The following is a 21939-nucleotide window of genomic DNA, read 5'->3' on the forward strand; positions in this document are numbered from 1 at the left end:
AACCGTAAAGCGGTACAGCGACATATGCGGGAAATGGGAATCGCCGGCATTTCTCCCGGCCCGAACCTGAGTAAGCGTAACCAGCAACATAAGGTCTATCCATACTTGCTCAGTAACCTTGAGATCACCCGCCCAGACCAAGTCTGGGGCATAGATATTACCTACATTCACCTGCAAAAGGGCTGGGTATACCTGGTGGCAATCATGGACTGGTATTCTCGCTATGTGATTAGTTGGGAAATGGATCTCACGCTGGAGATATACTTTGTTCTGGAAGCGGTCAAAAGAGCCCTGACCCAATCCCGGCCGGAAATCATGAACAGCGACCAGGGAAGCCAGTTTACCAGCCCGCAGTACATAGAGATTTTAAAAAACGCTGGGGTCCAAATCAGCATGGACAGCAAGGGCAGGGCCACTGACAACATCTTTATCGAGCGCCTTTGGCGTAGCCTCAAGTATGAGGAAGTATACTTAAACGAGTATGCTAGTCCCCGAGAAGCCAGACAAAGAATCGCCTGTTACCTAGACTTTTATAACCATCGCCGCCCTCACCAATCGCTGAATTACCAGACACCTGCAGAACTTTACATGCATTCCTGCCAAAATATGCAAAAGGAAGTGACCAAAACCAGGGAAATTATTGCAGGAATGGCAGCAGGAATGATTTCACAACCTTAACTATTTTACCTGTAATAAATTAACCAAACATATGTTGGGCTCTTATATTTTTAAAAAAACTGTCTTGACAATGGGGTCCACCTTAAAATACGTGTGAGCTCATGAGTTTTTAGCCTACCTATGAGGGATTGAAACGGTTCGCTTCCTATTTAGCCCCCTAACACAATTGGACAGTTAGACTTCAATTTAGTAATGTTAAGTTAAGGGGGCGTGATCCAATTGACCAGAAAACAATACCCACCTGAAATAAAAATGCAGATCGTAAAAGAAGCCATGGAAACGGGCAATGCCTCTATAGTAGCTAGAAGGCACAGTATTGCCGCTAGCCTGGTGGCCCGCTGGGTAAGATGTTATAAAAGAGCTTTTAAGCCTGGCCGATATATCCTCCAGCCGGCTGGCTGCGGGGGCGGCGCCGGAAGCGTAGTCTTACCGGGATTTCATTGCCGGCATGCTGGAGCGTTACTTCAATAACCTGGTGGTTTCCGGCCGCACCCGCCCGTTACTAAACGGCCTGGAGATATGCCGCCTGCTCAATATCCAACCATCCCCGTTGGTGGCTGGTTGCTGGAAGAACTGGCCGTTGCCCGGGCTGCGGGTGAAGTGTGCACCCGCCGGGAGGCGGAGGAGTGGTTGCGGGAAAGGTACCGGCGGGGAGGGCCGGGGCAGGGTTAGGTAAATTTTGTTTCGAAGGAGGAGCGGTCATGTCCCGCGAAGAGAAAATACGGCGCCGGCGCCTGGAAATCTTAAGAATTTTACACGCCCGGCCGGATGGGCGGTGCGCTTATACGGAACTGGCCGGGAAACTGGGCGTGAGCAAGCGCACGTTACAGCTTGACGGTCAGAAGATGTGTCGGGAGGAACTGGTGCGCCCCTGTACCGGCGGCCTGGAGATCACCGACCATGGCCGGGAGTTGTGCGGCGGCTTTTCCGTCCCGGGCGACGGCGGGTACCTGAACAGTCCGTTGAAAAAAGACGATTTGCGCCGGGCGGTCGAATTGCGCCTGTTATACCAGGCCGAGAGGAGCGGGTCGCGGTCCGACGGGATGACTCTCGAAGAAATGAAGCGCCGTCTGGAATCGATGTTTGAAATCAGTGGGGAGCTGGCAGAGGGAGGCCGCCGGGGAGTCTCCAGCGATACGCTGGAGCGGGATCTGCAGCTTATGCGGGAAAATGGGCTGGTGAGCCGGGATGAAAACAGAAACTGGCGGCTGGGCCACGGCCTGCTGCCCCCGCTGGTCCTGGACGCCGACCTGGCTGCCGTCCTGATGGAGCAACTGCAGATCGCCCCCGGCCTGGTGCCCATGTGCAAGGAAATGGAAACGGTGAAAGAAAAACTGCGCGCCGCCCTGGTGGTGGCCAACCGGGAGCGGTGGTTGGAGACCCTGCTGCGCCTGGCGGAACGCGTAGTTGTGCACGGCCGGACGGCACCGGGCGCCTGTGGCGGCGCGGTGGCTGGCCGGAAGGAGGGGCTTTTTGCCGGTCCCGCAGGTGAAACTGAAGGTAAAACCGCCGCCGGGCGGGAGGCCCCGCCGGGTGAAACGACAGCGAAACTCTTTGCATTGCTTCAGGAAGCGGCCAGCGCCGGCCGGGCGGTGAAAATATCCTACCAGGGCCGGTGCCACCGGGTGGTGCCGCGCGGGATCGCCTATCACTGGGAGCGGGGCCGCTGGTATTTGCTGGCCGGCAGGCCGGGAAAGAGAATGGAAAGATTGCACGTTTTCCGGGTGGAGCGCATTCAAGAAATCAGTCCGCTTGATCAGTATTATCCCGCCCCCGCCTTTGATTTAAACAGTTACCTGGCAGGATGCTGGGGCATCAACCAGGGACCGCGGTTGCCGGTCGCCTTTTCCTGTGTTGATACGCCCCACGATCCGCGGGCCGTGGAGCGCCTGTGCCGGGAACTGGCCGGCCGCAAAGAGGTCGCCTGTACGATTCAAGCTGCGCCGGACGGCCGGGTGGAAGTGCGGGACGAGGTGGAGGGATTGAGCGAGTTTTTATCCTGGCTGCGCCGTTACGGGGATGCCGTCACCGTGCTCTCCCCTGCCGAGGTCAGAGAAAGTCTTTGCCGCACCGGTTTAAAAATGCTACAGCGTTATGGCGAATTGTAATTGCAACGGGAGGCTGCCGTAATGCATGAAGATACCTTAGTCCGCCTGAATAAATTGCTTACTCTCCTGGGCAATCACCCGGAGGGACTTTCCGCTCGGGAGGCTGCCCGCCTGACCGGTTATCCGGCCGGAGTGTTGCTCGACGACCTCAACCGGATGGCCGAAACGGTGGAACTGGCCGGATACTACCCGCTCTATTCCGATGATGACGGCGCGGCAATGTCCTCCGGGCATGATGAATTGGATGTGCGCTGGTACCTTTCCGGCGCGGAGCCCTTTCCGCCTTTCAACCTGCATGTTTCCGAGGCGGTGGCCCTGCTCTGGCTGCTCGACCATTTCCCGCACGCCGGCAGGTTGAAAGAACTACGGGAAAAACTGGGTGGTCTACTAGGTTTTAACGGCCGGGTGGCAGCCACCCCATCCCGAAAGAGCGGGAAATACGGGGTGCCGCCGGCGGAGTTGAAAAAACTGCTTGCCGCCCGGGGCGGAACGGTACAGCACCGCACGCCGCACCTGGATCTATTGCGTGAAGCGGTGCTCCGGCCGGAAGTGGTGTGCATGACTTATTACGCCCGCAGCGATGACGCGCTCTGGCAGGATATTGATGTTTACCCCCTGGGGCTGGTCTATTTTACCGAAACCGGGATCTGGTATTTGGTCGGCAGGCGCCTTCTACACGGCGAAAACATGGTTTTTCACCTGGGCCGGGTGAAAAAAGTCTCCCAGACGGGGAAAAAATTCACCTACCCGGAGGACTTTTCCCTGCGCCATTACCTGGCTCCTCGCTGGGGCATGGATATGAGCCCGCCGGTACGGGTGAAGGTGCGTTTTTACGATGAAGCCGGCGTGCTGGAGAAAGTGCGGTCCGAGTTTGCCCGGCGCGGTTTGGCCGGTTTGCGGGCGGAGCCGGGCGGCACGCTTCTGTTTGAAGGCGAAGTATACGGTTATCTTTATTTCAGCCGCTGGCTGCTCGGGTTCGGTTCCAGCGTAGAAGTGCTTGCGCCCGAAGAACTGCGCCGCAGGATGATTGCGGTGGCCCGCCACTGGTACGCGTACGGGCGGAAGCGGTGAGTTGTTTTCCCGGGGGCGGGAAATGCGTCACAGTCAAAGTAGAATAAAGCCGGAAAATTGTTGACCGCCTTTTGCACCGGGGCGGTTTTTTTGTGCGCGCAAAAAATATTCCCACCCTCGGTGTTATGATGAAATTACCTGTGGGCGGTGCCGGAGGTATATCGACGGTAGATCATCTCCGCGGTCGCGTTGGGGGATAAGAAAATACGGGAATTTTCACCAAAGTTTTCTAAGTAGGGAGGAATTGCGCGAAGGAGGAAGAAAAATCAACTAAATGACATTTACGGAAATTCCGTTGTTTTTATATGAGATAGATTGCTTCAATGTATTTTGAACGGGGGTGAATGAAATGACCAGAGACACCGTTTTCCCCACCGGCGGCGCGCGTAAAATGGCCGGTGCGGCGCTGGGCACGGCCGCGGGCGGCTGGATCGGGGCGAGCATTGGCGGCAACATCGGGAAAATTTTCGGTGTACCGGGTGCGGCTGCGGGGGCGCTGATCGGGGCCGTTCTCGGTGCCATCATCGGGGTGCAGAACTTAGATGATAATCAGCGTAAATAGTGAAAGACGTCCCTATGAGGGTGGGTGGGGTGGAAAGCGCATAACCGGCGTGGCGGTAAAATTACCCGGCATAAATATGTGCCGGTCTTTAGATATTATGTTCTTTGCCGGTACGGCACTGGAACGGGAGGTGTGTTTTTTAGATTGAAAAAAACACTGATTACCTTTATTGGCACCGGTAATTATAGCGAAACGACTTATCAGAACAGTGCGATCAGTGTGAAAACGAAGTATTTCCCGGTTGCGGCCGCCCTGCTCGCTTCTCCGGAACGTATTCTGGTGGTCCAGACCACGCAGGCGCGGGAAAAGCACTGGCAGTCCCTGCGTGGGGAACTGCTCGGGCAGGGACTGCCGGAGCCGGGGGAACTGGCCATCCCCGGTGGAGAGACAACGGCCGAATTGTGGGAGATTTTTAGGCGAATTGTGGCGTCGGTGGGAAAAGAAGAGGAAGTGGTTTTTGACATTACCCATGCTTTTCGCACCATCCCGCTGATCTCCTTTCTCAGTGTGGCCTACCTGAAATTTGTGCGGGGGATTGAAATCACCGGTTTATATTACGGAGCCTATGAGGCGCGGGATGAAAAAAATATCAGTCCGATCTTCGATTTGACCGGTTTTTGCGAACTGCTCGACTGGATTGTGGGGGTCAACGCTTTTATCAGCTATGGTGCGGCGCAGAAACTGGGCGGCCTGCTCAAACGGGCGCAAAAAGTGAAAAGTCTGGCCGGCGATAAGGGACGTTCCGAACTAAACCGGTTTGGCGAGTTAATCACCCAAATATCCAACGCCCTGCTCACCGTGCGCCCCTTTGAGGTGCTGGAAACAACCGCGAAACTGGAAAGATACCAAGCTGGTACGGAATCAAGGCGGCAACTGGAACACGACATCAAAAACTGGGCGCCTCCCTTCGGTATGCTGCTGGATGAACTGTTAAACGATTATCTCCCCTTTGCCGGAAACAAGGATCATACCAGGGAAACCAACCTGTCCCGACAGCTTGAAATGGTCCGCTGGTACGTAAAAAGGCAGTACATTCCCCAGGCGCTTACCCTGATGCGTGAACTGGCCATCAGCGAGCAGATGCGCCGTGAGGGCAGGCTGGCGGAAGGTCTGAATGTGAATTTACGGGAAGAGATGGCCCGGAAGTTCCACAGCGCGATCAAGAGTAAAACACCGCTGGGCAACCTGTGGAGCCGCCTGCCCGGTTTGCGCAATGATGTGGATCATGCCGGCTGGCGTGACAGTTCGCGTTCTGCAAGAACCATCCTGGAAGATACGGCGGGGTGTCTGGGTTTTCTGGAGGAATATTTTCGCCAGCCGTCTTTCCCGAATAATCCGGGAGCCCGCCGGGAAGAGGATGTTCCGGTGAAGCGTGCGGCCGGGGAAAAGAAAGTTCTAATCAGCCCTCTGGGCATGTCCCCGGGGCTGCTCTACACGGCGGTCAGGCGGATTGCGCCGGATTTTCTGCTGGTGCTCACTTCAAAGGAGGCTGTCGCTTCACTGGAGGAGATCCTGGCGCGGGCGGGCTACACGGGCAGGTGTGAAGTGATCACCGTCGCCGACCCCCACACCGGTTTTGACCGGGTGCCGGAAGTGCTGGCGCGGATAGAACAATCACTTCCCGATCCGTCCGGCTGCCGCCTGTACATCAACCTGACCGGCGGCACTACCTGCCTGCAGCACATTATTTCCCGCGCGGGCGGGGTGCTTGCCAGTGGGGGCGCAGCGGTGACCACAGTGGCCATGATCGACCGCCGCCCGGCTTCCGAGCAAAGGGAAGAGCCCTGTGTGCTGGGGGAGATGATAGTGGTGGACGGGGATGGAAAGGGAGAAAATGCGGGAGGTGCATGAATTGAAGTGTGAACTGACGGCGACGTACAAGCTGACCACCCCCCTGTTCATGGCCGGGGCGGAGCAGACCGCCGCGGAACTACGCGCCCCGTCGGTTAAGGGCGCCCTGCGCTTCTGGTACCGGGCCGCGGCCTTGGCCCGCCTGGGCGATTGGCATAAAGTGCGGGAAGAGGAACAAAGGATTTTTGGCAGCACCGGAACCGGGCAGGGGCGGTTTTTGCTCAGCGTGACAGGGAAGGGGCTGTCCGAACCGGAGATTTTTGATTTCAGGCGTGACCGGGCGGGAATTGCCTATCTCGGCTATGGCCTGAGAGAGGCTCAAAGAAAGTATTTCAAGCCGGGCGCGGAGATCACTGTGCGGCTGCTTTTCAGGCCGGACAGCGGTGAGGTGGTAATCGCGCCGGTTAAGAAGGCCCTAATTGCCCTGGGCCTGTTCGGCGGGCTCGGCGCCCGCGCGCGCAACGGCCTGGGCTCGGTGGCGCTCACTTCCCTGAAGCTCGACGGCGTTGAGGAATGGCAAAACCCGCAAAATGAAAAAGAGCTGCAGGAAAGAATCGCAGCATTTGTGCACGGCCTGGCCCCCCTGCCGGCGGAGTTGCCTGAATATACTGCTTTCAGCGGCCGCAGCCGCATAGTTGTCGCCGGAATGGGCCGCGATGCGGTCGAATTGCTTGACGGCATCGGCAGAAAAATGATGGCATACAGGCGCGATATCAAAGGTGATTCCGCCCTGATCAGAAAATTCCTCAACCGCGGCGACATAGGCACTCACCCGCGCCGGGTGGCCTTCGGCCTGCCGCATAATTACTTTTTTAGAGCAGACAGAGCCAAAGCCGAGGTAAAGGCCGACCGCCGGGAGCGCCGGGCCGGACCCCTGTTCATCCACATCCATTCCCTGGCCGGCGGCCAGTATGCGGCTGTGCTCGCTTTGCTGCCGGCGGTATTTCTACCCGCGGAAGAAAAAATACAAATTTCCGGGTCCGGCAGAAATAAAAATGTGCCCTGCCTGGTGGATTACGAGGTTGTGAATAATTTTATGCAAGAATTCCCCAACCGATTGGAGGTAGTTCTTTGAGAACATTGCATTTCACCCTGGGGCCGGTGCAGGGTTTCGTGGCCAGTGCCCGGCGTACCCGGGACCTGTATGCCGGTTCCTTTCTACTTTCCTATCTGGCCGGGCAAGCCATGTACGCTGTCACCTGTGCCGGGGGGGAGATTATTTTCCCGGCTGTGAGTGATAAAAATAAACAAATCACTGATCCCCTTTTGAAGGCCATAAGAGTTACAGCCGAAAAGAAAATGACTTTAAAATACGGGCCAGAAACCGGCAGCCTGCCAAACCGGTTTAAAGCGCGGATTCCAGACGGTTTTGATCCAGACTCATGCCGGCGAGCCGTGCTTGTTGCCTGGCAGCACATCGCTGCTGTGGTATGGGAGAAATTTGTCAATGCTGTGGCCGGTGAAGGCAAAGCGGTCAGGGAGATCTGGGACCGGCAGGTAAATGGCTTCTGGGAAATCAACTGGGCCGTAGGCGAGGAAGACAACCTGCTGGACCGGCGCAAAAACTGGCGTAGCTACGTGCCGGCTGCGGAACCGGGGGACAAGTGTACCGTTATGGGTAACCTGCAGGAGCTTTCCGGTTATACCCGTGCTCAAAGGAAAGAGAGGGAAAAACAGCGCGCTTTTTGGGAGCAAATGGGGCAAAAGTTGCCCGGTTTGGAATTGCGAGATGATGAGCGGTTATGCGCCATCGCCTTGATTAAACGTTTGTACCCGCTGGTGGCCGAAGAAACCATCGGGTGGAAATTGCCCCGGCACTACCCGTCAACTTCTTACATGGCCGCGGTGCACTGGATAGCCCGCACCATTGAGCAAAAACCCGGCTGGGCGGAAAAGTTCGCCCGGCAGGCCCGAGCTTGCGGTTTCGAGACCGGCGGCACGGGTATTGAGCCCGGTACAGGCATTAAATGCATAATAAAAGCGGCAGGCAAGCAACCCCGGTCGGCCGGGCTTGCTCGTTTGAACGGTAATTGTTTTTTTGATAGCACTCTGGAAAATGACCGGCTCTGGAAGGTAAACACAGCTGACTGCCGGAAAAAATTGCGCGGGTTGCTAAAAGAGCACAAAGAGCCGGCTCCCTTTTACGCCCTGTTGCTTATGGACGGAGATGAACTGGGGGCATTATTGAGAGAGGACAGGGAAAAAGGCGGTGACGGTTCGCACGTCAGCCGGGCGCTGTTGAATTTTAGCAAGCTGGTCAAGGAAACTGTGCAGGCGCATAACGGAATCACCGTTTATGCCGGCGGTGATGACGTGCTTGCTTTATTGCCCCTGGAAGATGCCCTGGCGGCGGCCATGGAGTTGCAGTTCCGTTATAAAGCTGCCTTTAAAGAGATGGGTAGGGAAAAAAGGGCCACCATTTCCGGGGCGATCATTTACGCCCACCACCACGCTCCGCTCAAATCCGTACTGGCAAGGCTACACCATTTGCTGGACAAAGTCGCTAAGGATGAGACGGGTCGCGATAGCCTGGCCGTGTGCGTTTGGAAGGGGGCTGGCCCGGTGCTTACGTGGTCCGCACCCTGGCAAGTGCTGCTGGAAGGATACGGCCAGGACGGTGATACGGTGCCAGGGGGAACTGGATCAAATTTAATTGACGAACTGGTTGAAGTTTTTGCCGCCGGAAATGACAAGTCCGGAGAGTATAACAGTTCCTTTTTTTATAATATCCGTTCCCGGTTTGAAATTTTAGCGGCGGGTGCTGAACAGGAAAAGAACCGGGTTTTTACCCGGTCTATTGCCGGTGGAGAGGATGCACTATTGAAAGAAAATGAAGATATTGTCGACCTGCTCACTGCTGAATACCTGAAAGGCATGGAACGGGAAAAGGACAGGGTATCCCTTGACACGGCTAATGAACGCATGCGTCGCCTGGTGCGCCTGTGTCGCCGGTCCTGGCGGGAAAAGGGCGAGTTACACATAGCCAAAGGCCCACTAACCATGGATGGTGCTTTGCTGGTGCGCTTTTTGGCTACAAAGGGGGTGCGGGAATAAAAATGGAATTCAATGGAAAACTATGGGTATTTGAAGCCCTGGATACGTTTTTCTTCCGTGACGGTTCCCCCTATAACGCCGGTGAGGGCGGGCAAACCGGTACGCAGAGCATGTTTCCACCGTTTATAAGCACCCTCCAGGGAGCCGTGCGTATTGTGCTGGCCACGCAAAGGGGTTGGACGCCCGAACGACCGGAAAAGTGGCCCGGGGAACTGGGTACGCCCAGTAATTTGGGAATGGTTGAACTGCGCGGCCCTTACTTGCTCAAAGGGGAAAAATTTTTATTCCCCATGCCGCTGCACGTTCTGCATCAGGAGAATTCCGCCGGCGGGGAAGGGGCTTACACCCGGCTGCAACCGGGAGAATTGGTGGAATGCGACCTGGGCCGGGTGCGCCTGCCTGAACTGCAACAAAGCCTGCCAGGGGCAAAACCGCTGGAGGGGTCCTGGTTGGATGCCGAGGGCCTGAAGGCGGTACTTCATGGCGGGCTGCCCGGCGTGGAACATATTTTCCACGCCGGGGACCTGTGGCAGGGAGAAAACCGGGTGGGCATTGAACGGGACAGAAAAAGTCGCACTGCTGCCCAGACAAAGTTATATTCCAGTGTGCACGTGCGACCGCAAAAAGATGTGACAGTGGCCGTGCTGGCCGGCGGTGTTCCGGAGGACTGGCACCCCAGCGACACCCGGGTTGTGCGGCTAGGTGGCGAGGGTCGTTACGCGCGGGTAAAGGTGTACAGGCGGGAAGTACAGCTGCCGCGCGCCCCGGAGATAAAACCGGCGGGTGGTGTGGTGCGCTTTACCGTAACCCTGATTACTCCCGGCCGGTACCGGGAAGGAGAGACGTGCCAGGTAATCAGATACGGCCCGCCCGGTATTCCAGGGGAATGTGTCAGCGCTTGCATCGGAAAGCTGCAAACGGTAGGTGGATGGGATTCTATAAGTCATTGCCCCCGCCCGGCTGAACCCGTCATTCCCGCCGGGAGCACCTGGTTTTTTGAAGCGAAAGAAAACGCCCTGGAAGAGGTTAGATCCCTGCATGGTAAAGTCAACGATGCTTGGGGATACGGACAAATTGTACTGGGTAAATGGGAGGAGTGCTAAATGAAATCCGTTATTTTAGGTTTGCTGGCGGAAACGGCTTTGCACCCGGGAACGGAACAAAGCGCCGGGGTGATCGACTTGCCCGTGGCCCGGGAGGCGGTCGGCGGTTACCCGGTGATTGCCGGTTCAAGTTTAAAAGGAGCTTTGCGTGATTTTATGGAGCAAATATTAGGGGAAAATGACTCCCGGGTAACCAATTTTTTTGGCCGGCCTGACAATGCCGGGGTGGTGGCTGTGACTGACGCGCGGCTGTTGCTTTTGCCTGCCCGTTCCCTGACCGGTCACTATAAATGGGTGACCTGCCCGTACCTGTTGGAACGTTACCAGCGTGATCGTGAACTGGCCGGCCTGCCATGTGATTTTAGAATTCCGGAGCCAAAGGAAGAACAGGCTGTAATACATTCCGGCACAAGAAACGGCGGGCAGGATTCACTTTTTTTAGAGGAACTGGTTTTCAATGTGGCACAGCAGGACCTATCCGGTTTAATCGATAATTTTGCCGGCCTGGTTAAGCATCAAGCGGTGCAAAACCGGTTGCCCGGGCAGCTGGCAGTAATTAGTGACGACGAATTTGCCTATTTTGCCCGCTACGGCTTGCAAGTAAACGCGCGCAATGTTTTAGATAATGAAACCAAAACCAGTAAAAATCTCTGGTATGAGGAAACCATTCCGCCGGATAGCTTGTTTTACGCTTTGCTCATCCCTCGCCCGGGAGCGGGTGAGGCTCTGGCGGAGCTGCGGCAATTGTTCGGCAAACAGCCCTTCCTGCAGGTGGGAGGCAATGAAACTGTAGGCCAGGGCTGGTGTTCTGTGACCTGGTTGGAGGGAAAGGATGGTGGGCGATGAACAGGACGCTGGAGCAGAAACGGGCCGCTCACGCGCTGGGAAAGGTTAGGGACATAGAGAAATTAAATGAAGATGAGCAGAAAAAATACTCTTCCTACGTGAAAAGCCTGCCAGCCGCTATTTTGGCGAACGGGCTGGGACAGGCCGCCGCCGGCCTGGTGGCCCGGGCCAAAGGAAATGATGATGACATACATAGAGTGATCTACAATCACTTGGAAGAATGGCTCTGCCGGGAAAATAAAAAATCCCCCTACCAGGGAGAGAAAGGCCTGATCGATGCCATCACCGCCCGGGACCGCAACGCTTACCTGCTCGCCCAGGTGGAAGCGCTATCCTGGATGGAATGGTTAAAAAAATTCGCCACGGCCTATCTGAAGCAGCCGGAGGGGGATGAAGATTGATGTTGCCTGATTTTAAACTACCACTGTACAAAACCGCGCATGCAATACCGGAAAACCTGCCAGCTAGTGGCCATGCGGGGCTGTGGTACGATAAGTACTGCTCACAGTGGACAAAAGATAAAAACGGCAGCAAGTTGAATTTTGAAAAATTGGACTGGATTAAAACCGTGACCGGGCAAAACGCTGGCATGCCGGAATTAATAACCGAAATGAAGGAGCGCCTGGTTCGTTTGGCCGAAAGCCGGTGCGGCAAGGTGTTCTTTTTTAATACCGGTGGCCGTTTTGTCACTGGCCTGGGACGGGAACACCCGGTGGAAAACGGTTTTACCTGGCATTTTTTGCTCGGGGCACCCTTTCTGCCCGGCCCTTCCGTCAAAGGAGTGGTGCGCGCTTGGGCTGAAACCTGGTTGCAGGAAGAGCAGAGCGTGATCGACCGCATTTTTGGCCCGGAAAAGAAAAATACCAGGCGAGTGGGCAGCGTTGTTTTCTTTGATGCCCTGCCGGCAGCACCGGTTAAATTGGAGGCGGAGGTGATGACCCCGCATTATATGGAATACTACAAGGGCCAAGAACCGCCCGCCGACTGGCATAGCCCCAATCCCATCCCCTTTTTGACCGTGGCTGCCGGCCAAACCTTTGTTTTTGCCATTGCTCCCCGGCGGCCGGAAAATGAAAATGACCATGCTGATATGGAGCGTGTGGCCGGGTGGCTGGAGAATACTCTGTTAAATGCAGGTGCCGGGGCAAAAACGGCGTCCGGTTATGGTCGTTTTATCCGGGATAAAAGAAAAGAGGCGGTTATAAGAGATGAACGGGAAAAGGCTGCGCGGCGAGAAGAAGTACAAAAACGCGCTGCTGCTTTAGCTGCGATGAGCCCGGTGCGCAGGGAAATGGAAGAGGACGGCTACAGCACGGATGAAAATAAGTTCATGCAGCAAATGACCGGAAAATGGCTCAAACAAATGGAGTCCCCAGATATCGTTATTGAAACGCGCCAGGAAATCGCTCGCTTGCTGGCCGACTGGTACCAAAAATACAGAGCTGACCAGTGGAAAAAACCAAACAAGAAAAACCAAGATAAAATTAATAGGATTAATAAAGTTTTACAACTGTAAAACCGTGTGATTGATATTTTTAATTCGGTAAAAAAAGGCGGGCTGACAGGCGGATACTCATGTATTAAAGCCAGGGGGACCTCCTGGCTTTAGCCGTAGGAGATTCGGAATATGAAGAAATTTTGTGTCCCAAACGTATTATTGTTTTGCAAAAAATTTTATTGAGCATTTTATTAGAATATGGAAGGGATGTGGCAAATGGTGGTCGGAAGGATGATTTAAGGCGGGGGTGAACAACGTTGAAATGAAAGAAGATGAGCAATTCTTTTAGGTAGACCAGAGGTGTTAAAGCGAGGTGAAAAAATGGGTTTTTTAAGTGCGGTCAGGGCACTGGGAGAGTTGAGCAGTAGCTCGGGCTGGGAAGCATACCTGAAGTTTCCCCTGGATGAACCGAGTGCTAAACAAAAAAGCAAAGCAAAAAACAAGGTTAACCCAAATGATGGACACAAGGTTATCCGCATCTGGTTGCAGGTGGGAAATCCTGCTGCCGGACAGCTTGATGTACAGGGTGTTGAAAAAATTGACCTGGTTGATTATCAAACAGGTCCCGAAATGAAATTAAAGTATCTTTACCGGGACAAAGTAGGTGCCAATACTTTTTGGGGTTTTACGCCGGTTTTTAAAATGGGCAAACCCAAAAAGGATTTGGCGGCCAAAAAAGCTGCCCTGCTGGGTGAAAGCGGCAACTGGCGCCAAGAAGATAAATCAATTTATTACAAATTAAAGCACCGCTTGCTGGGAGATTACGAAACCTGTGAAATTTTTTCCCCGGGTGCAGTGGATAAAATAATGAATGATTTAAGCGATCAGGTTGACCGGGTACTGGAGTTTTTTGAAGGTAAGGGGTCTTTCATCATGGTCTTTGGCATAGGAACCCAGGGACAATTCTTATACCCGGGCCAAATACCGGCCTTTGTCAATTATTTTAAGGATAAGCTGGAGCAGTATGTGCAAAAGAAGAGCAGTGACCGGGGCCAGGCTAAAAACTGCTTTTGCTGCGGCAAAATCGATACAGAGCCGGCTACACTGGATAAAGTATTCAAATTTGCCACATTCGATAAAGTAAATGTTTTACCGGGATTGAATAAGGACAATGTGCTTAAGGTGCAGCCCGTATGCCAGGAATGCCTGCAATTGTTAACTGCGGGCAGGGAAATATTGGAGCGGGAGCTGGCCGACAAGTCCATCATTTCCGGAATAGTTGTTTGGCTGGTACCAGAGGTGGCCTTGCCGGGTCAAAGTAAAAAATTTTTGCGCCAGGCCATCGATAAACTGAACGTCGATGGAAAAGGCGCTACGGGCATGGGGGAAGAGGCCGAAAGACGCTTCTTTCATAAACTGACCAGGTATAATGATAGCCTGTCATTTCATTTTCTGTTTTGGGAGAAACAAAACGCCCAGGAAAGGGTGCACCTGATGGTGGAGGATGTTCCTCCCTCGCGTCTGGCCAGGTTGGAAAAAGCTTGGGGACAAGCGCTGGCCAACCTGGGCCTGGAATGGGAATCCAGTTTGGATAATGCTGTTACAACCGTATACTCCACCTGTATGGCGCTATCCGGCCAGAGTAACGAGGATAAAACGGTGATGCGCGACTTTGTCATTCGGTTGATTGGTAAAATGCTCAAGGGTGAAAGGCTGCCTGCGGATTCCTTTAAAGCCATTTTTGTACGCCGGATTCCCAAAATGGTGTTTGACAGCGATAAATGGTCCAACGTGAGCAGCGCTGCCCGCAAAGCCCAGCTGGTGGTGGAATTCATGGAACAAATTAACAGGGAGGTGCGTTGAATTGAAACCGGATCTTGGTTTTTTGGATGATTTTGAAGACAAGTATTTAAAAACGAAACAGGGCAGAGGGGTTTTTTTGGCCGGGGTTGTGTTGGGCTGTATGGCCCGGCAGCAGGTTGGCAACAACGAAGATATACACAACTCACCTTTGTTTAAACAAATGCATTTCGGCAGGATGACCATGCGGGATTTAAAGAAACAACTGGCCCGGGTGCCGGAATTGATCAAAGCTTATAACATGAAGTATTCTTTATACCTGCAGCAACTGGCCAACGAGGCAGGGGTGATGATACTGGAAGGCGGCGATGAGGAACCCGGCGTTAACGGGAATTTTGCTTTCACCGTTGGCTTTTCCAACGCCAACCATTTTTTCTGGCAAAAAATTTATGTTAAAGAAGATGTGCAGCCGGATGCCGGGGACTTGGATGACCAGGAATAATTGGTGAAATTTAAAATTTTATTTACGAGGAGGCTATGTTTTATGTCCTTTACCAGTAGAAGAGAAATGTTATTTGTATATGTCGTGCGGGATGCCAACCCGAATGGTGATCCGCTGAACTCCAACCACCCCCGCTATGATGAGGAAACCGAACAGGTGCTGGTGTCGGATGTGCGTATAAAGCGTACTGTTAGAGACCAGTGGTTACGGGATAATAAACTGGTTTTTGTGGATGGCGAGCCGAAAACTTTAAAAGATCGTTTTGCGGAGTTAAAGGAAAAGACCAAAAAAAATACCGGCCGGGAAGTAATGGCTGAGTGTCTGGATACCCGTTTGTTTGGTGTAACCTTTGCACTGGGCAAGGAGGCCTTTTCCTGGACCGGCCCTGTTCAATTTAAGTGGGGACGGTCACTACATGCCGTGACCGTGGACTTTGTTCAAGGAACATCAGCCTTTGCCACCGACGGTAAAAAGGGTGAAGATAAACAACAGCGATCCTTCCGTAATGAATACAAAGTACCCTTTGCCATGATAAGTGTCTACGGGATTGCCAACCAGTTTGCGTCGGAAAGAACCGGGGCATCCGATGAGGATCTGGATGCACTGCGCGGGGCTTTGTGGCAGGGCACGGAAAATTTGATAACCCGCAGCAAAAATGAGCACATGCCTGTTTTTTACCTGGAGATTATTTACAAGCCCGGGTTTGCCGGTAAAATTGGCTCCCTGGACGAAAAAATAACACTTTTGGATGCACAAGGGGCTTTATTGAGCCGCGATACCGGGCGTGCCCTCCGGAGTGTAAGCCAGTGTAAATTGAATATTAACCCGTTGTTGGGTAGTCTTGAAACATTCAGCCCGCATATTGAAAGAGTTATCGTTAAAAGGAACAATGATCTGGTTGTGGCCGGTCTAGAGGAGTTGAGAAATATGGGCTTGGATATCGCGGAGGAATAGGGGTGATGATATGACCCTGGTATTTGAAATAGCATCCAATCTGGCCATGTTTAGAAAGGGATATACCACAACTTCCATGATCTCTTACCCGTTTTTGACTCCCACGGCTGCAGCCGGGGTGATTGCCGCTATTGTAGGTATCGATAACGGTGCGGGCGAAAAGGCGGATGCCGCGGCATACTGGCAAAAATTTAACGGCACCCAGGTGGCCATTTCGGTACGTGCCCCGCTGGCCTGGTACTTGACGGCGGTAAACTTGATTAAATTTAAAAATGGTAACGGCGATATGCGTGAGCACATTCAGCCGAAACACCAGTTTATCAAAAACCCCCGTTACCGGGTTTATGTGCGCGGCGGTGATTTATACCGGGAATTAAAAGCCAGGCTGGAGCGGAATGAATGTGTGTTTACCCCGTACCTGGGAGTTGCCTATGCCATTGCTGATATCAGCTATATCGGCGAGTTTGCTGAAGAGGAAACCACCGCGTGTCCCGTTGCTGTCAACACGATAATGCCCTTGGCAGAGGGCCTTGCCCTGGATATAAATAAAAGCGGCGCTGTTTTTAAAGAACACGTTCCTTTGGTCCAGGATACCGAGCGGAGTTTTATCAAATCGGTGCCCGTGCTGTATAGCGGCCGGGCGGCGACGGAAGCCATTTATATAAAGGAAAAAGGAAGTCTTGAATTAAGCATGGTGGGAGGGGAACAAGTTGCCTGGTTTGAAGCCTGGTCCGGTTGATAGTCATCCCGGGCGGCCCCTTGAAGACCACTTGCTGCAAACTGCTAACCTGGCCGAGCAAATTGCACTGCAATACCTCGGCCAGGTACCGGAAAATTTACAGGCGGTGTGCTTGCTGCATGATGTGGCCAAGGCCCATGCCAAATTCCAAAAACGGCTAAAGGGGAAGGGCCGGTTTCCCCATGCCGGGCCTTCGGCGTACATCGCCCTGTCTGTTACCGGTGATATTGTTACCGCCGAGGTTATTCGCTGCCATCACACTCACCTGGCCAGTAATTTTATCAATGAGATCTGGTGCAATTCAAATTACCAGGAAATCAGGCAAGTTGTTGGTGAAATACCGGTATGGCAGGGTAGTGAAGCCGTGACAGCCCGGCTGAATATTAATCCCGGAAAATGGCAAGAACTGCTTCCCTCCAGCGAAGGTTGGGACGATTTACTGTATGAAATAGAGGATAACACAGTCCTTGACGTTAACCTGTGGCTAAAAATCAAAATATTGTATTCGCTGCTGGTAACCGCCGACCGTTTGGATGCTCTAAGCGGGCGGGGCATTAACCTTGAAATGCCCGGGTTTACGGACCCCGGAAACGTTATTGAGGGAATTCTGGCCGGTCTTAAACCAACCCCTTTAACAAAGTGGCGCAATCAGGTGCGGAACGAGGTTTTAAAGAAAGCCGAAAAAACCATATCCGGCCCGGGGGTGTACACTTTGACACTGCCCACCGGAGCGGGTAAAACCTTACTGGCCCTGGACCTGGCCCTAAGGATCGCGAGGCAGGAATCCAAAGGCGGTATAATATATGTTCTACCCTTTATAACCATAGTTGAGCAAAACAGTGCGGTGGCGAAAACCATTTTCCCATCGGTGCAAGAAGATCATCACCTGGCTTATGATGATAGCTCACCGGAGGAACATACCAGTCAACTGCAACGTTTTGTATCCCTGTTCAGGTATTGGAAGGAGCCTGTGGTTGTATCAACTTTCGCCAAGCTATGGGAGGTATTATATTCACCCCGTGGTAATGCTGCCATGTCCTTTCATCGTTTAGCCAACGCTGTGGTGCTGTTGGATGAACCGCAATCAATACCGGCCCGCTTCTGGAAAGGCTTTGGCAATACCCTGGAATTCATTACCGCTAAACTAAATACAACTTTTATCCTTATCACCGCTACACAGCCGAAGATGGTCAGGGGCCGGGAACTTGCACCTGAAAGCATTAGCGTGCCCAAATGTCGCTATACGGCCGGTTATTTTAAAGAGCCGGTTGGCATTGAACAAATGCTGGTTACACTGAACCGGTACGAAATGAGCCGGTTAAATACCATGGTGGTGGCAAATACCCGCCGGGCCGCTTTGGAAATATTGTTTATGATTAAGCGAAGCAATGTTGATGACGATTCGCTATTTTTCCTTTCCAGCTGGGTAACCCCGGCGGACAGGAAAAGAATGATGAGTGAAATAAAAACCAGGGAAGAAAGGGAATTGCCCCGGTATTTGGTTGCGACCCAGGTGGTGGAGGCAGGGGTTGATTTGAGTTTTGACCTGGTCGCCAGGGACATTGCCCCTCTGGACAGTATCGTTCAGGTGGCGGGGCGTTGTAATCGCCATATGTCCGAACGGCAGGGTCAAATCCTTATTTTCGAACTGATCAATGAAGAAGGCAGGAAATATGCCAGCAGTGTTTATGATGCAGTGCTGGTTAATATTACCCGGGAAGTGTTGGGCAAAGGATTGGAGAAAAACGGCGGTCCCATAGCGTTTAGCGAACTGGAAGTGCAGGATATGTTAAAAGAATACTATACCAGGATTGCGGATGCATTGCAGGACGACGGCCCTTGGTTTGATATTCAAAAGGGCAATTGGGACTGTCAGGCGACATTGTTTGAAGAACCTGTTTATGAAAGCACAGTTTTTATTGATCGAAGTGGAGAAATTAAAGCCACCTTGGAGGAATTGAACGAAACCGGTAATAAACTGGAAGACAGGGATAAACGCAAACAACTATGGAAAAAAATCCAGGAACATGCCATTTCAGTACCGGAAAAGGAACTTGATCAATGGTATGAAGCTTGTGGGGCATCCATTTGGGACGAAAATGAAAAGGATATAGATAAAATATCCGCGGGCCTGTGGATTGTTAATCCCCGGGGTGTTGGGCGCATTTATCAACCGGACATTGGATTCATACCCTGGGAAATCTACCAAAAATATTATGACTAGCTCATGGGGTAAGAATGACTTTTGATCCCGGAAAAGTATATATCGGGGGCGGAAGGAGTTATGAAGCATTGCATCTATATTTAACTTTGAAACAATTAGATAAATCCGCACAGATACCAATAAACTATAATTATTTTATTCAGTCGGCTATTTATGCTAATCTAGAGCCCGGTTTAGCCTGCCGGATACATGACCGGGGATACCAGGCGGGCAGTCGCAAATATAAACTTTTTACCTTTTCAAAGCTTTTGGGCAGGTTTGTTTTAAATCAAGAACAGAAGACGATAAGTTTCCCGGACGGCGCCGTACTTGTAATATCCTCGCCGGATACTGTCTTCATAGAATCCTTTGTTAACACTGTACTGCAAAAACCATTTTTACGTGTTGACCAAACGGATTTTGAAATATCCGGGTTGGAAACCAAGGGGCATAAAATCTTAACCGGGACTGTGAAAATTAAGACCCTTTCCCCTGTGGTGGTTTACAGTACCTTGATCAAGCCCGAGGGGAGCAAATACACATGTTTTTACCAGGCGGGAGAACCGGAGTGGACCCGGTTGGTGGGGGAAAATTTGCGAAAAAAATATTATGCTTTTTATGATAAAACCCCTCCTGAAGGTGAAATAATGGTACGTCTAATCAACAGGCCCAGACTACATGTAATGAATTACAAAAATACCGTAATTAAAGGTTATACCAACAATTTAGAATTGACCGGTCCGAGGGAACTGTTGCAGATGGGTTATGAGGCAGGGCTTGGCTCCAAGAACAGCCAGGGTTTTGGTTGTGTTGAGTTACTGGAATAGCGGTGGCAATTTACTGTACCCCTGTTCAGTTGCACAATAATTTTCAGCCAGTGGATTTGTTAAAATCGATATACATCAGCTAACCCATAAAGGAGGGCGGGCCGGTGTCAGATCAGGAAATACATGTGGGCGGGACACTTGTCTGGTATTACTATGTTTGTAAACGGGAAGTCTGGCTGATGGGGCGCCATATCACTCCCGACGAAGATGATACCAATGTTGTGCTGGGTCGTTTCTTGGCTGAACAATCATATCACCGCGACAAAAAAGAGGTTTCATTCGGCAATATAAAGTTTGATATCATCAGGCACGATAACCGGGGCCTGGTGGTGGGGGAAGTTAAAAAAAGCAGCAAACACAGTAAAAGCGCCCGTATGCAGCTGGCCTATTACCTGTGGGAGCTTAGCGGGAAAGGGATTGAGGCTACTGGGGAACTGTTATTTCCACGGGAAAAAAAACGGGAACTGGTGGAACTGAACCCGGAACTGGTCAGCGAACTGGAACGTGCTAAAAGGGATATTTTACGCATCATCTATGATCCCATTCCTCCCAAAGCCGAGAAAAAATCAATCTGCAGAAACTGCGCGTATGCGGAATTCTGCTGGTCATAGGGGGTGTCCCGTCTGAAAAAGACCATTTATATTTTTAATGATGGCCAGCTTAAGCGCAAGGATAATACACTTTATTTCGAAACCGAAGCGGGCAAAAAGTATCTGCCTGTGGAAGACGTAGGCGAGATTATGGCCTTTGGCGAAGTCACTATTAACAAAAAATTCCTGGAATTTGCCTCCCAAAAGGAAATAATCGTGCACTATTTCAGCCATTACGGGTATTACATGGGTACCTTTTACCCCAGGGAACACCTGAATTCTGGTTTTATGATTTTAAAACAAGCCGAACACTATATGGACCAGGCCAAGCGCATGGCCATCGCCCAGCAGTTTGTCAGCGGGGCCGCCAGGAATATCCGGCAGGTGTTGCGTTATTATAACAACCGGGTGGGGGGCCTCACCGAGACCTTGAATATAATAGACAGGTTCATCATGACGCTGGACGATATAAACGATATCAACCGGCTTATGGCCGTCGAAGGTAATATTCGGGATCACTATTACAAAGTGTTCGATAAAATCACTCGCAATCCCGACTTTCCTTTTGAAGAACGCACCAGGCGCCCGCCCAGAAATCAGTTGAATACTCTGATCAGCTTCGGCAACAGCCTGATGTACACCATCGCTCTGAGTGAAATCTACAAGACCCACCTGGACCCGCGTATCGGATTTTTGCACGCCACCAACTTCCGCCGGTTTACCTTGAACCTTGACCTGGCGGAAATTTTCAAGCCTATAATCGTTGACCGGGTGATATTCAGCGTACTGGGTAAAAAAATGATTACGATCAACGACTTCGAGTCCGCAGGCGATGGAATCATAATGAAGGAGCGGGCCAAAAAAATATTTATTCAGGAACTTGATGCCAAGCTGAAAACTACCATTAAGCATAAAAGGATAGGTCGTCCGGTTTCCTACAGGAGAATTATTCGGCTGGAACTTTATAAACTGGAAAAACACCTGATCGGCGAAGAAACCTACGAGCCCTTTATAGCCGGGTGGTAACGGGGTGGTATAGACGTGTTTGTTATTCTAGTGTTTTTTTTCAACCATGAATCCCATTCCAATGCCAGGTAGTGGTATAGACGTGTTTGTTATTCTAGTGTACGATGTAAATGTAAAGCGGGTGGCCAAAGTCTTAAAAACCTGTAGGAAATACCTGAACTGGGTGCAAAATTCTGTTTTGGAAGGCGAAATATCCAAGGCTAATTATGAGAAGCTAAGAACAGAATTGCGCCGGATTATTGACAAAGAAGAAGACTCTGTCATTTTTTATACGTTCCGTACATTAAAATACTCTAGTCGTGAAATAATGGGCGTTAAAAAGGGCGGGGAAGAAATTTTTCTATAGCTTGTCCGGTAAAATTATTCCGTCGACCCCTAATAAAGTAAAAACCCCTGGGGATCGACGGAATAATTTGTAGTTTTTATGTACTTTTGTTTGGATTTTATGCAAAAAACACAAAAAGATTTGCTATAATGAATAAGGATGAAGCTTTATATGTGCTGTTTTATGCTAATATTTAACTTAGATTAGACGAAAATTAGTGCCAAAACGGGTTTGTAGCCTACCTATGAGGGATTGAAACTTA

Annotated in this window: 23 protein-coding genes; all 23 read left to right on the forward strand. The window is 51.7% G+C overall.

The window, feature by feature from the left end; translation table 11 throughout:
• On the forward strand, positions 1-678 hold a 678-nt coding region (locus LX24_RS13905), incomplete at its 5' end, for an IS3 family transposase (RefSeq protein WP_207706625.1).
• 219 nt (positions 679-897) lie between these two features.
• Complete coding sequence (locus LX24_RS14855; protein WP_207706626.1) at positions 898-1149, forward strand: transposase; 252 nt, start codon at positions 898-900, stop codon at positions 1147-1149.
• Positions 1150-1197: 48 nt separating this feature from the next.
• Positions 1198-1350 carry a hypothetical protein gene (locus tag LX24_RS13915; RefSeq protein WP_166512747.1) on the forward strand — a complete coding sequence of 51 codons (153 nt, stop codon included), beginning with the start codon at positions 1198-1200 and terminating at the stop codon, positions 1348-1350.
• A 29-nt stretch (positions 1351-1379) separates the two neighbouring features.
• Positions 1380-2786 (forward strand): helix-turn-helix transcriptional regulator, encoded by a 1407-nt coding sequence (locus LX24_RS13920; protein WP_166512748.1) that lies wholly within the window; start codon positions 1380-1382, stop codon positions 2784-2786.
• A gap of 21 nt (positions 2787-2807) precedes the next feature.
• The gene (locus LX24_RS13925; RefSeq protein WP_166512749.1) at positions 2808-3857 is read left to right on the forward strand and encodes a helix-turn-helix transcriptional regulator; all 1050 of its coding nucleotides are present in this window, start codon (positions 2808-2810) and stop codon (positions 3855-3857) included.
• Positions 3858-4206: 349 nt separating this feature from the next.
• Positions 4207-4419, forward strand: a complete 213-nt coding sequence (locus LX24_RS13930; RefSeq protein ID WP_166512750.1) for a hypothetical protein — start codon at positions 4207-4209, stop codon at positions 4417-4419.
• Positions 4400-4567, forward strand: coding sequence for a hypothetical protein (locus LX24_RS13935; RefSeq protein ID WP_166512751.1), 168 nt, complete (start codon positions 4400-4402; stop codon positions 4565-4567). Before LX24_RS13930 ends, LX24_RS13935 begins: the two co-directional genes overlap by 20 nt.
• A complete protein-coding gene (csx2, locus tag LX24_RS13940) occupies positions 4564-6270 on the forward strand; it encodes a TIGR02221 family CRISPR-associated protein (RefSeq protein WP_166512752.1) in 1707 nt (568 codons plus the stop codon). The genes LX24_RS13935 and csx2 overlap by 4 nt, the downstream gene beginning before the upstream one ends.
• Positions 6239-7345, forward strand: coding sequence for a type III-B CRISPR module RAMP protein Cmr1 (gene cmr1 / locus LX24_RS13945; protein WP_166512753.1), 1107 nt, complete (start codon positions 6239-6241; stop codon positions 7343-7345). Before csx2 ends, cmr1 begins: the two co-directional genes overlap by 32 nt.
• Positions 7342-9324, forward strand: coding sequence for a type III-B CRISPR-associated protein Cas10/Cmr2 (gene cas10 / locus LX24_RS13950; protein ID WP_207706627.1), 1983 nt, complete (start codon positions 7342-7344; stop codon positions 9322-9324). The genes cmr1 and cas10 overlap by 4 nt, the downstream gene beginning before the upstream one ends.
• 2 nt (positions 9325-9326) lie before the next feature.
• Positions 9327-10427, forward strand: coding sequence for a type III-B CRISPR module-associated Cmr3 family protein (locus tag LX24_RS13955; RefSeq protein ID WP_166512754.1), 1101 nt, complete (start codon positions 9327-9329; stop codon positions 10425-10427).
• Positions 10428-11273 (forward strand): type III-B CRISPR module RAMP protein Cmr4, encoded by an 846-nt coding sequence (gene cmr4, locus LX24_RS13960; protein WP_166512755.1) that lies wholly within the window; start codon positions 10428-10430, stop codon positions 11271-11273.
• Complete coding sequence (gene cmr5, locus LX24_RS13965) at positions 11270-11674, forward strand: type III-B CRISPR module-associated protein Cmr5 (RefSeq protein WP_166512756.1); 405 nt, start codon at positions 11270-11272, stop codon at positions 11672-11674. Before cmr4 ends, cmr5 begins: the two co-directional genes overlap by 4 nt.
• On the forward strand, positions 11674-12789 hold the full coding sequence (gene cmr6 / locus LX24_RS13970; protein ID WP_166512757.1) for a type III-B CRISPR module RAMP protein Cmr6: 1116 nt from the start codon (positions 11674-11676) through the stop codon (positions 12787-12789). The genes cmr5 and cmr6 overlap by 1 nt, the downstream gene beginning before the upstream one ends.
• A gap of 303 nt (positions 12790-13092) precedes the next feature.
• Positions 13093-14574: a TM1802 family CRISPR-associated protein gene (locus LX24_RS13975; protein ID WP_166512758.1), complete on the forward strand. Its 1482-nt coding sequence runs from the start codon at positions 13093-13095 to the stop codon at positions 14572-14574.
• 1 nt (position 14575) lies between these two features.
• On the forward strand, positions 14576-15013 hold the full coding sequence (locus LX24_RS15220) for a TM1802 family CRISPR-associated protein (RefSeq protein ID WP_166512759.1): 438 nt from the start codon (positions 14576-14578) through the stop codon (positions 15011-15013).
• Between the two features lie 42 nt (positions 15014-15055).
• Positions 15056-15967, forward strand: coding sequence for a type I-B CRISPR-associated protein Cas7/Csh2 (cas7b, locus tag LX24_RS13985; protein ID WP_166512760.1), 912 nt, complete (start codon positions 15056-15058; stop codon positions 15965-15967).
• A 10-nt stretch (positions 15968-15977) separates the two neighbouring features.
• Positions 15978-16706 carry a type I-B CRISPR-associated protein Cas5b gene (gene cas5b, locus LX24_RS13990; RefSeq protein ID WP_166512761.1) on the forward strand — a complete coding sequence of 243 codons (729 nt, stop codon included), beginning with the start codon at positions 15978-15980 and terminating at the stop codon, positions 16704-16706.
• Entirely contained in the window at positions 16678-18930 is a 2253-nt protein-coding gene (gene cas3 / locus LX24_RS13995; RefSeq protein WP_166512762.1) for a CRISPR-associated helicase Cas3', read from the forward strand. Before cas5b ends, cas3 begins: the two co-directional genes overlap by 29 nt.
• Positions 18931-18998: 68 nt before the next feature.
• Positions 18999-19736, forward strand: coding sequence for a CRISPR-associated endoribonuclease Cas6 (cas6, locus tag LX24_RS14000; protein ID WP_243131764.1), 738 nt, complete (start codon positions 18999-19001; stop codon positions 19734-19736).
• 104 nt (positions 19737-19840) lie between these two features.
• Positions 19841-20347, forward strand: coding sequence for a CRISPR-associated protein Cas4 (cas4, locus tag LX24_RS14005; protein ID WP_166512764.1), 507 nt, complete (start codon positions 19841-19843; stop codon positions 20345-20347).
• A 12-nt stretch (positions 20348-20359) separates the two neighbouring features.
• Positions 20360-21352 (forward strand): type I-B CRISPR-associated endonuclease Cas1b, encoded by a 993-nt coding sequence (gene cas1b, locus LX24_RS14010; RefSeq protein ID WP_166512767.1) that lies wholly within the window; start codon positions 20360-20362, stop codon positions 21350-21352.
• 82 nt (positions 21353-21434) lie between these two features.
• Positions 21435-21698, forward strand: coding sequence for a CRISPR-associated endonuclease Cas2 (cas2, locus tag LX24_RS14015; protein ID WP_166512765.1), 264 nt, complete (start codon positions 21435-21437; stop codon positions 21696-21698).
• Positions 21699-21939 lie beyond the last annotated feature (241 nt).

Source organism: Desulfallas thermosapovorans DSM 6562, from assembly GCF_008124625.1.
GTDB classification, from domain to species: Bacteria; Bacillota; Desulfotomaculia; order Desulfotomaculales; family Desulfallaceae; genus Sporotomaculum; species Sporotomaculum thermosapovorans.

Excerpts from the sequence above, each read along its gene's own strand:
- LX24_RS13930 (WP_166512750.1), top strand. The coding sequence starts at position 4,207 with ATGACCAGAGACACCGTTTTCCCCACCGGCGGCGCGCGTAAAATGGCC.
- LX24_RS13920 (WP_166512748.1), top strand. The coding sequence starts at position 1,380 with ATGTCCCGCGAAGAGAAAATACGGCGCCGGCGCCTGGAAATCTTAAGA.
- cmr5 (WP_166512756.1), top strand. The coding sequence starts at position 11,270 with ATGAACAGGACGCTGGAGCAGAAACGGGCCGCTCACGCGCTGGGAAAG.
- cas5b (WP_166512761.1), top strand. The coding sequence starts at position 15,978 with ATGACCCTGGTATTTGAAATAGCATCCAATCTGGCCATGTTTAGAAAG.
- LX24_RS13925 (WP_166512749.1), top strand. The coding sequence starts at position 2,808 with ATGCATGAAGATACCTTAGTCCGCCTGAATAAATTGCTTACTCTCCTG.
- LX24_RS13935 (WP_166512751.1), top strand. The coding sequence starts at position 4,400 with ATGATAATCAGCGTAAATAGTGAAAGACGTCCCTATGAGGGTGGGTGG.
- cmr4 (WP_166512755.1), top strand. The coding sequence starts at position 10,428 with ATGAAATCCGTTATTTTAGGTTTGCTGGCGGAAACGGCTTTGCACCCG.
- cmr6 (WP_166512757.1), top strand. The coding sequence starts at position 11,674 with ATGTTGCCTGATTTTAAACTACCACTGTACAAAACCGCGCATGCAATA.
- cmr1 (WP_166512753.1), top strand. The coding sequence starts at position 6,239 with ATGGAAAGGGAGAAAATGCGGGAGGTGCATGAATTGAAGTGTGAACTG.
- LX24_RS13915 (WP_166512747.1), top strand. The coding sequence starts at position 1,198 with ATGCCGCCTGCTCAATATCCAACCATCCCCGTTGGTGGCTGGTTGCTG.
- cas7b (WP_166512760.1), top strand. The coding sequence starts at position 15,056 with ATGTCCTTTACCAGTAGAAGAGAAATGTTATTTGTATATGTCGTGCGG.
- LX24_RS13955 (WP_166512754.1), top strand. The coding sequence starts at position 9,327 with ATGGAATTCAATGGAAAACTATGGGTATTTGAAGCCCTGGATACGTTT.
- LX24_RS13975 (WP_166512758.1), top strand. The coding sequence starts at position 13,093 with ATGGGTTTTTTAAGTGCGGTCAGGGCACTGGGAGAGTTGAGCAGTAGC.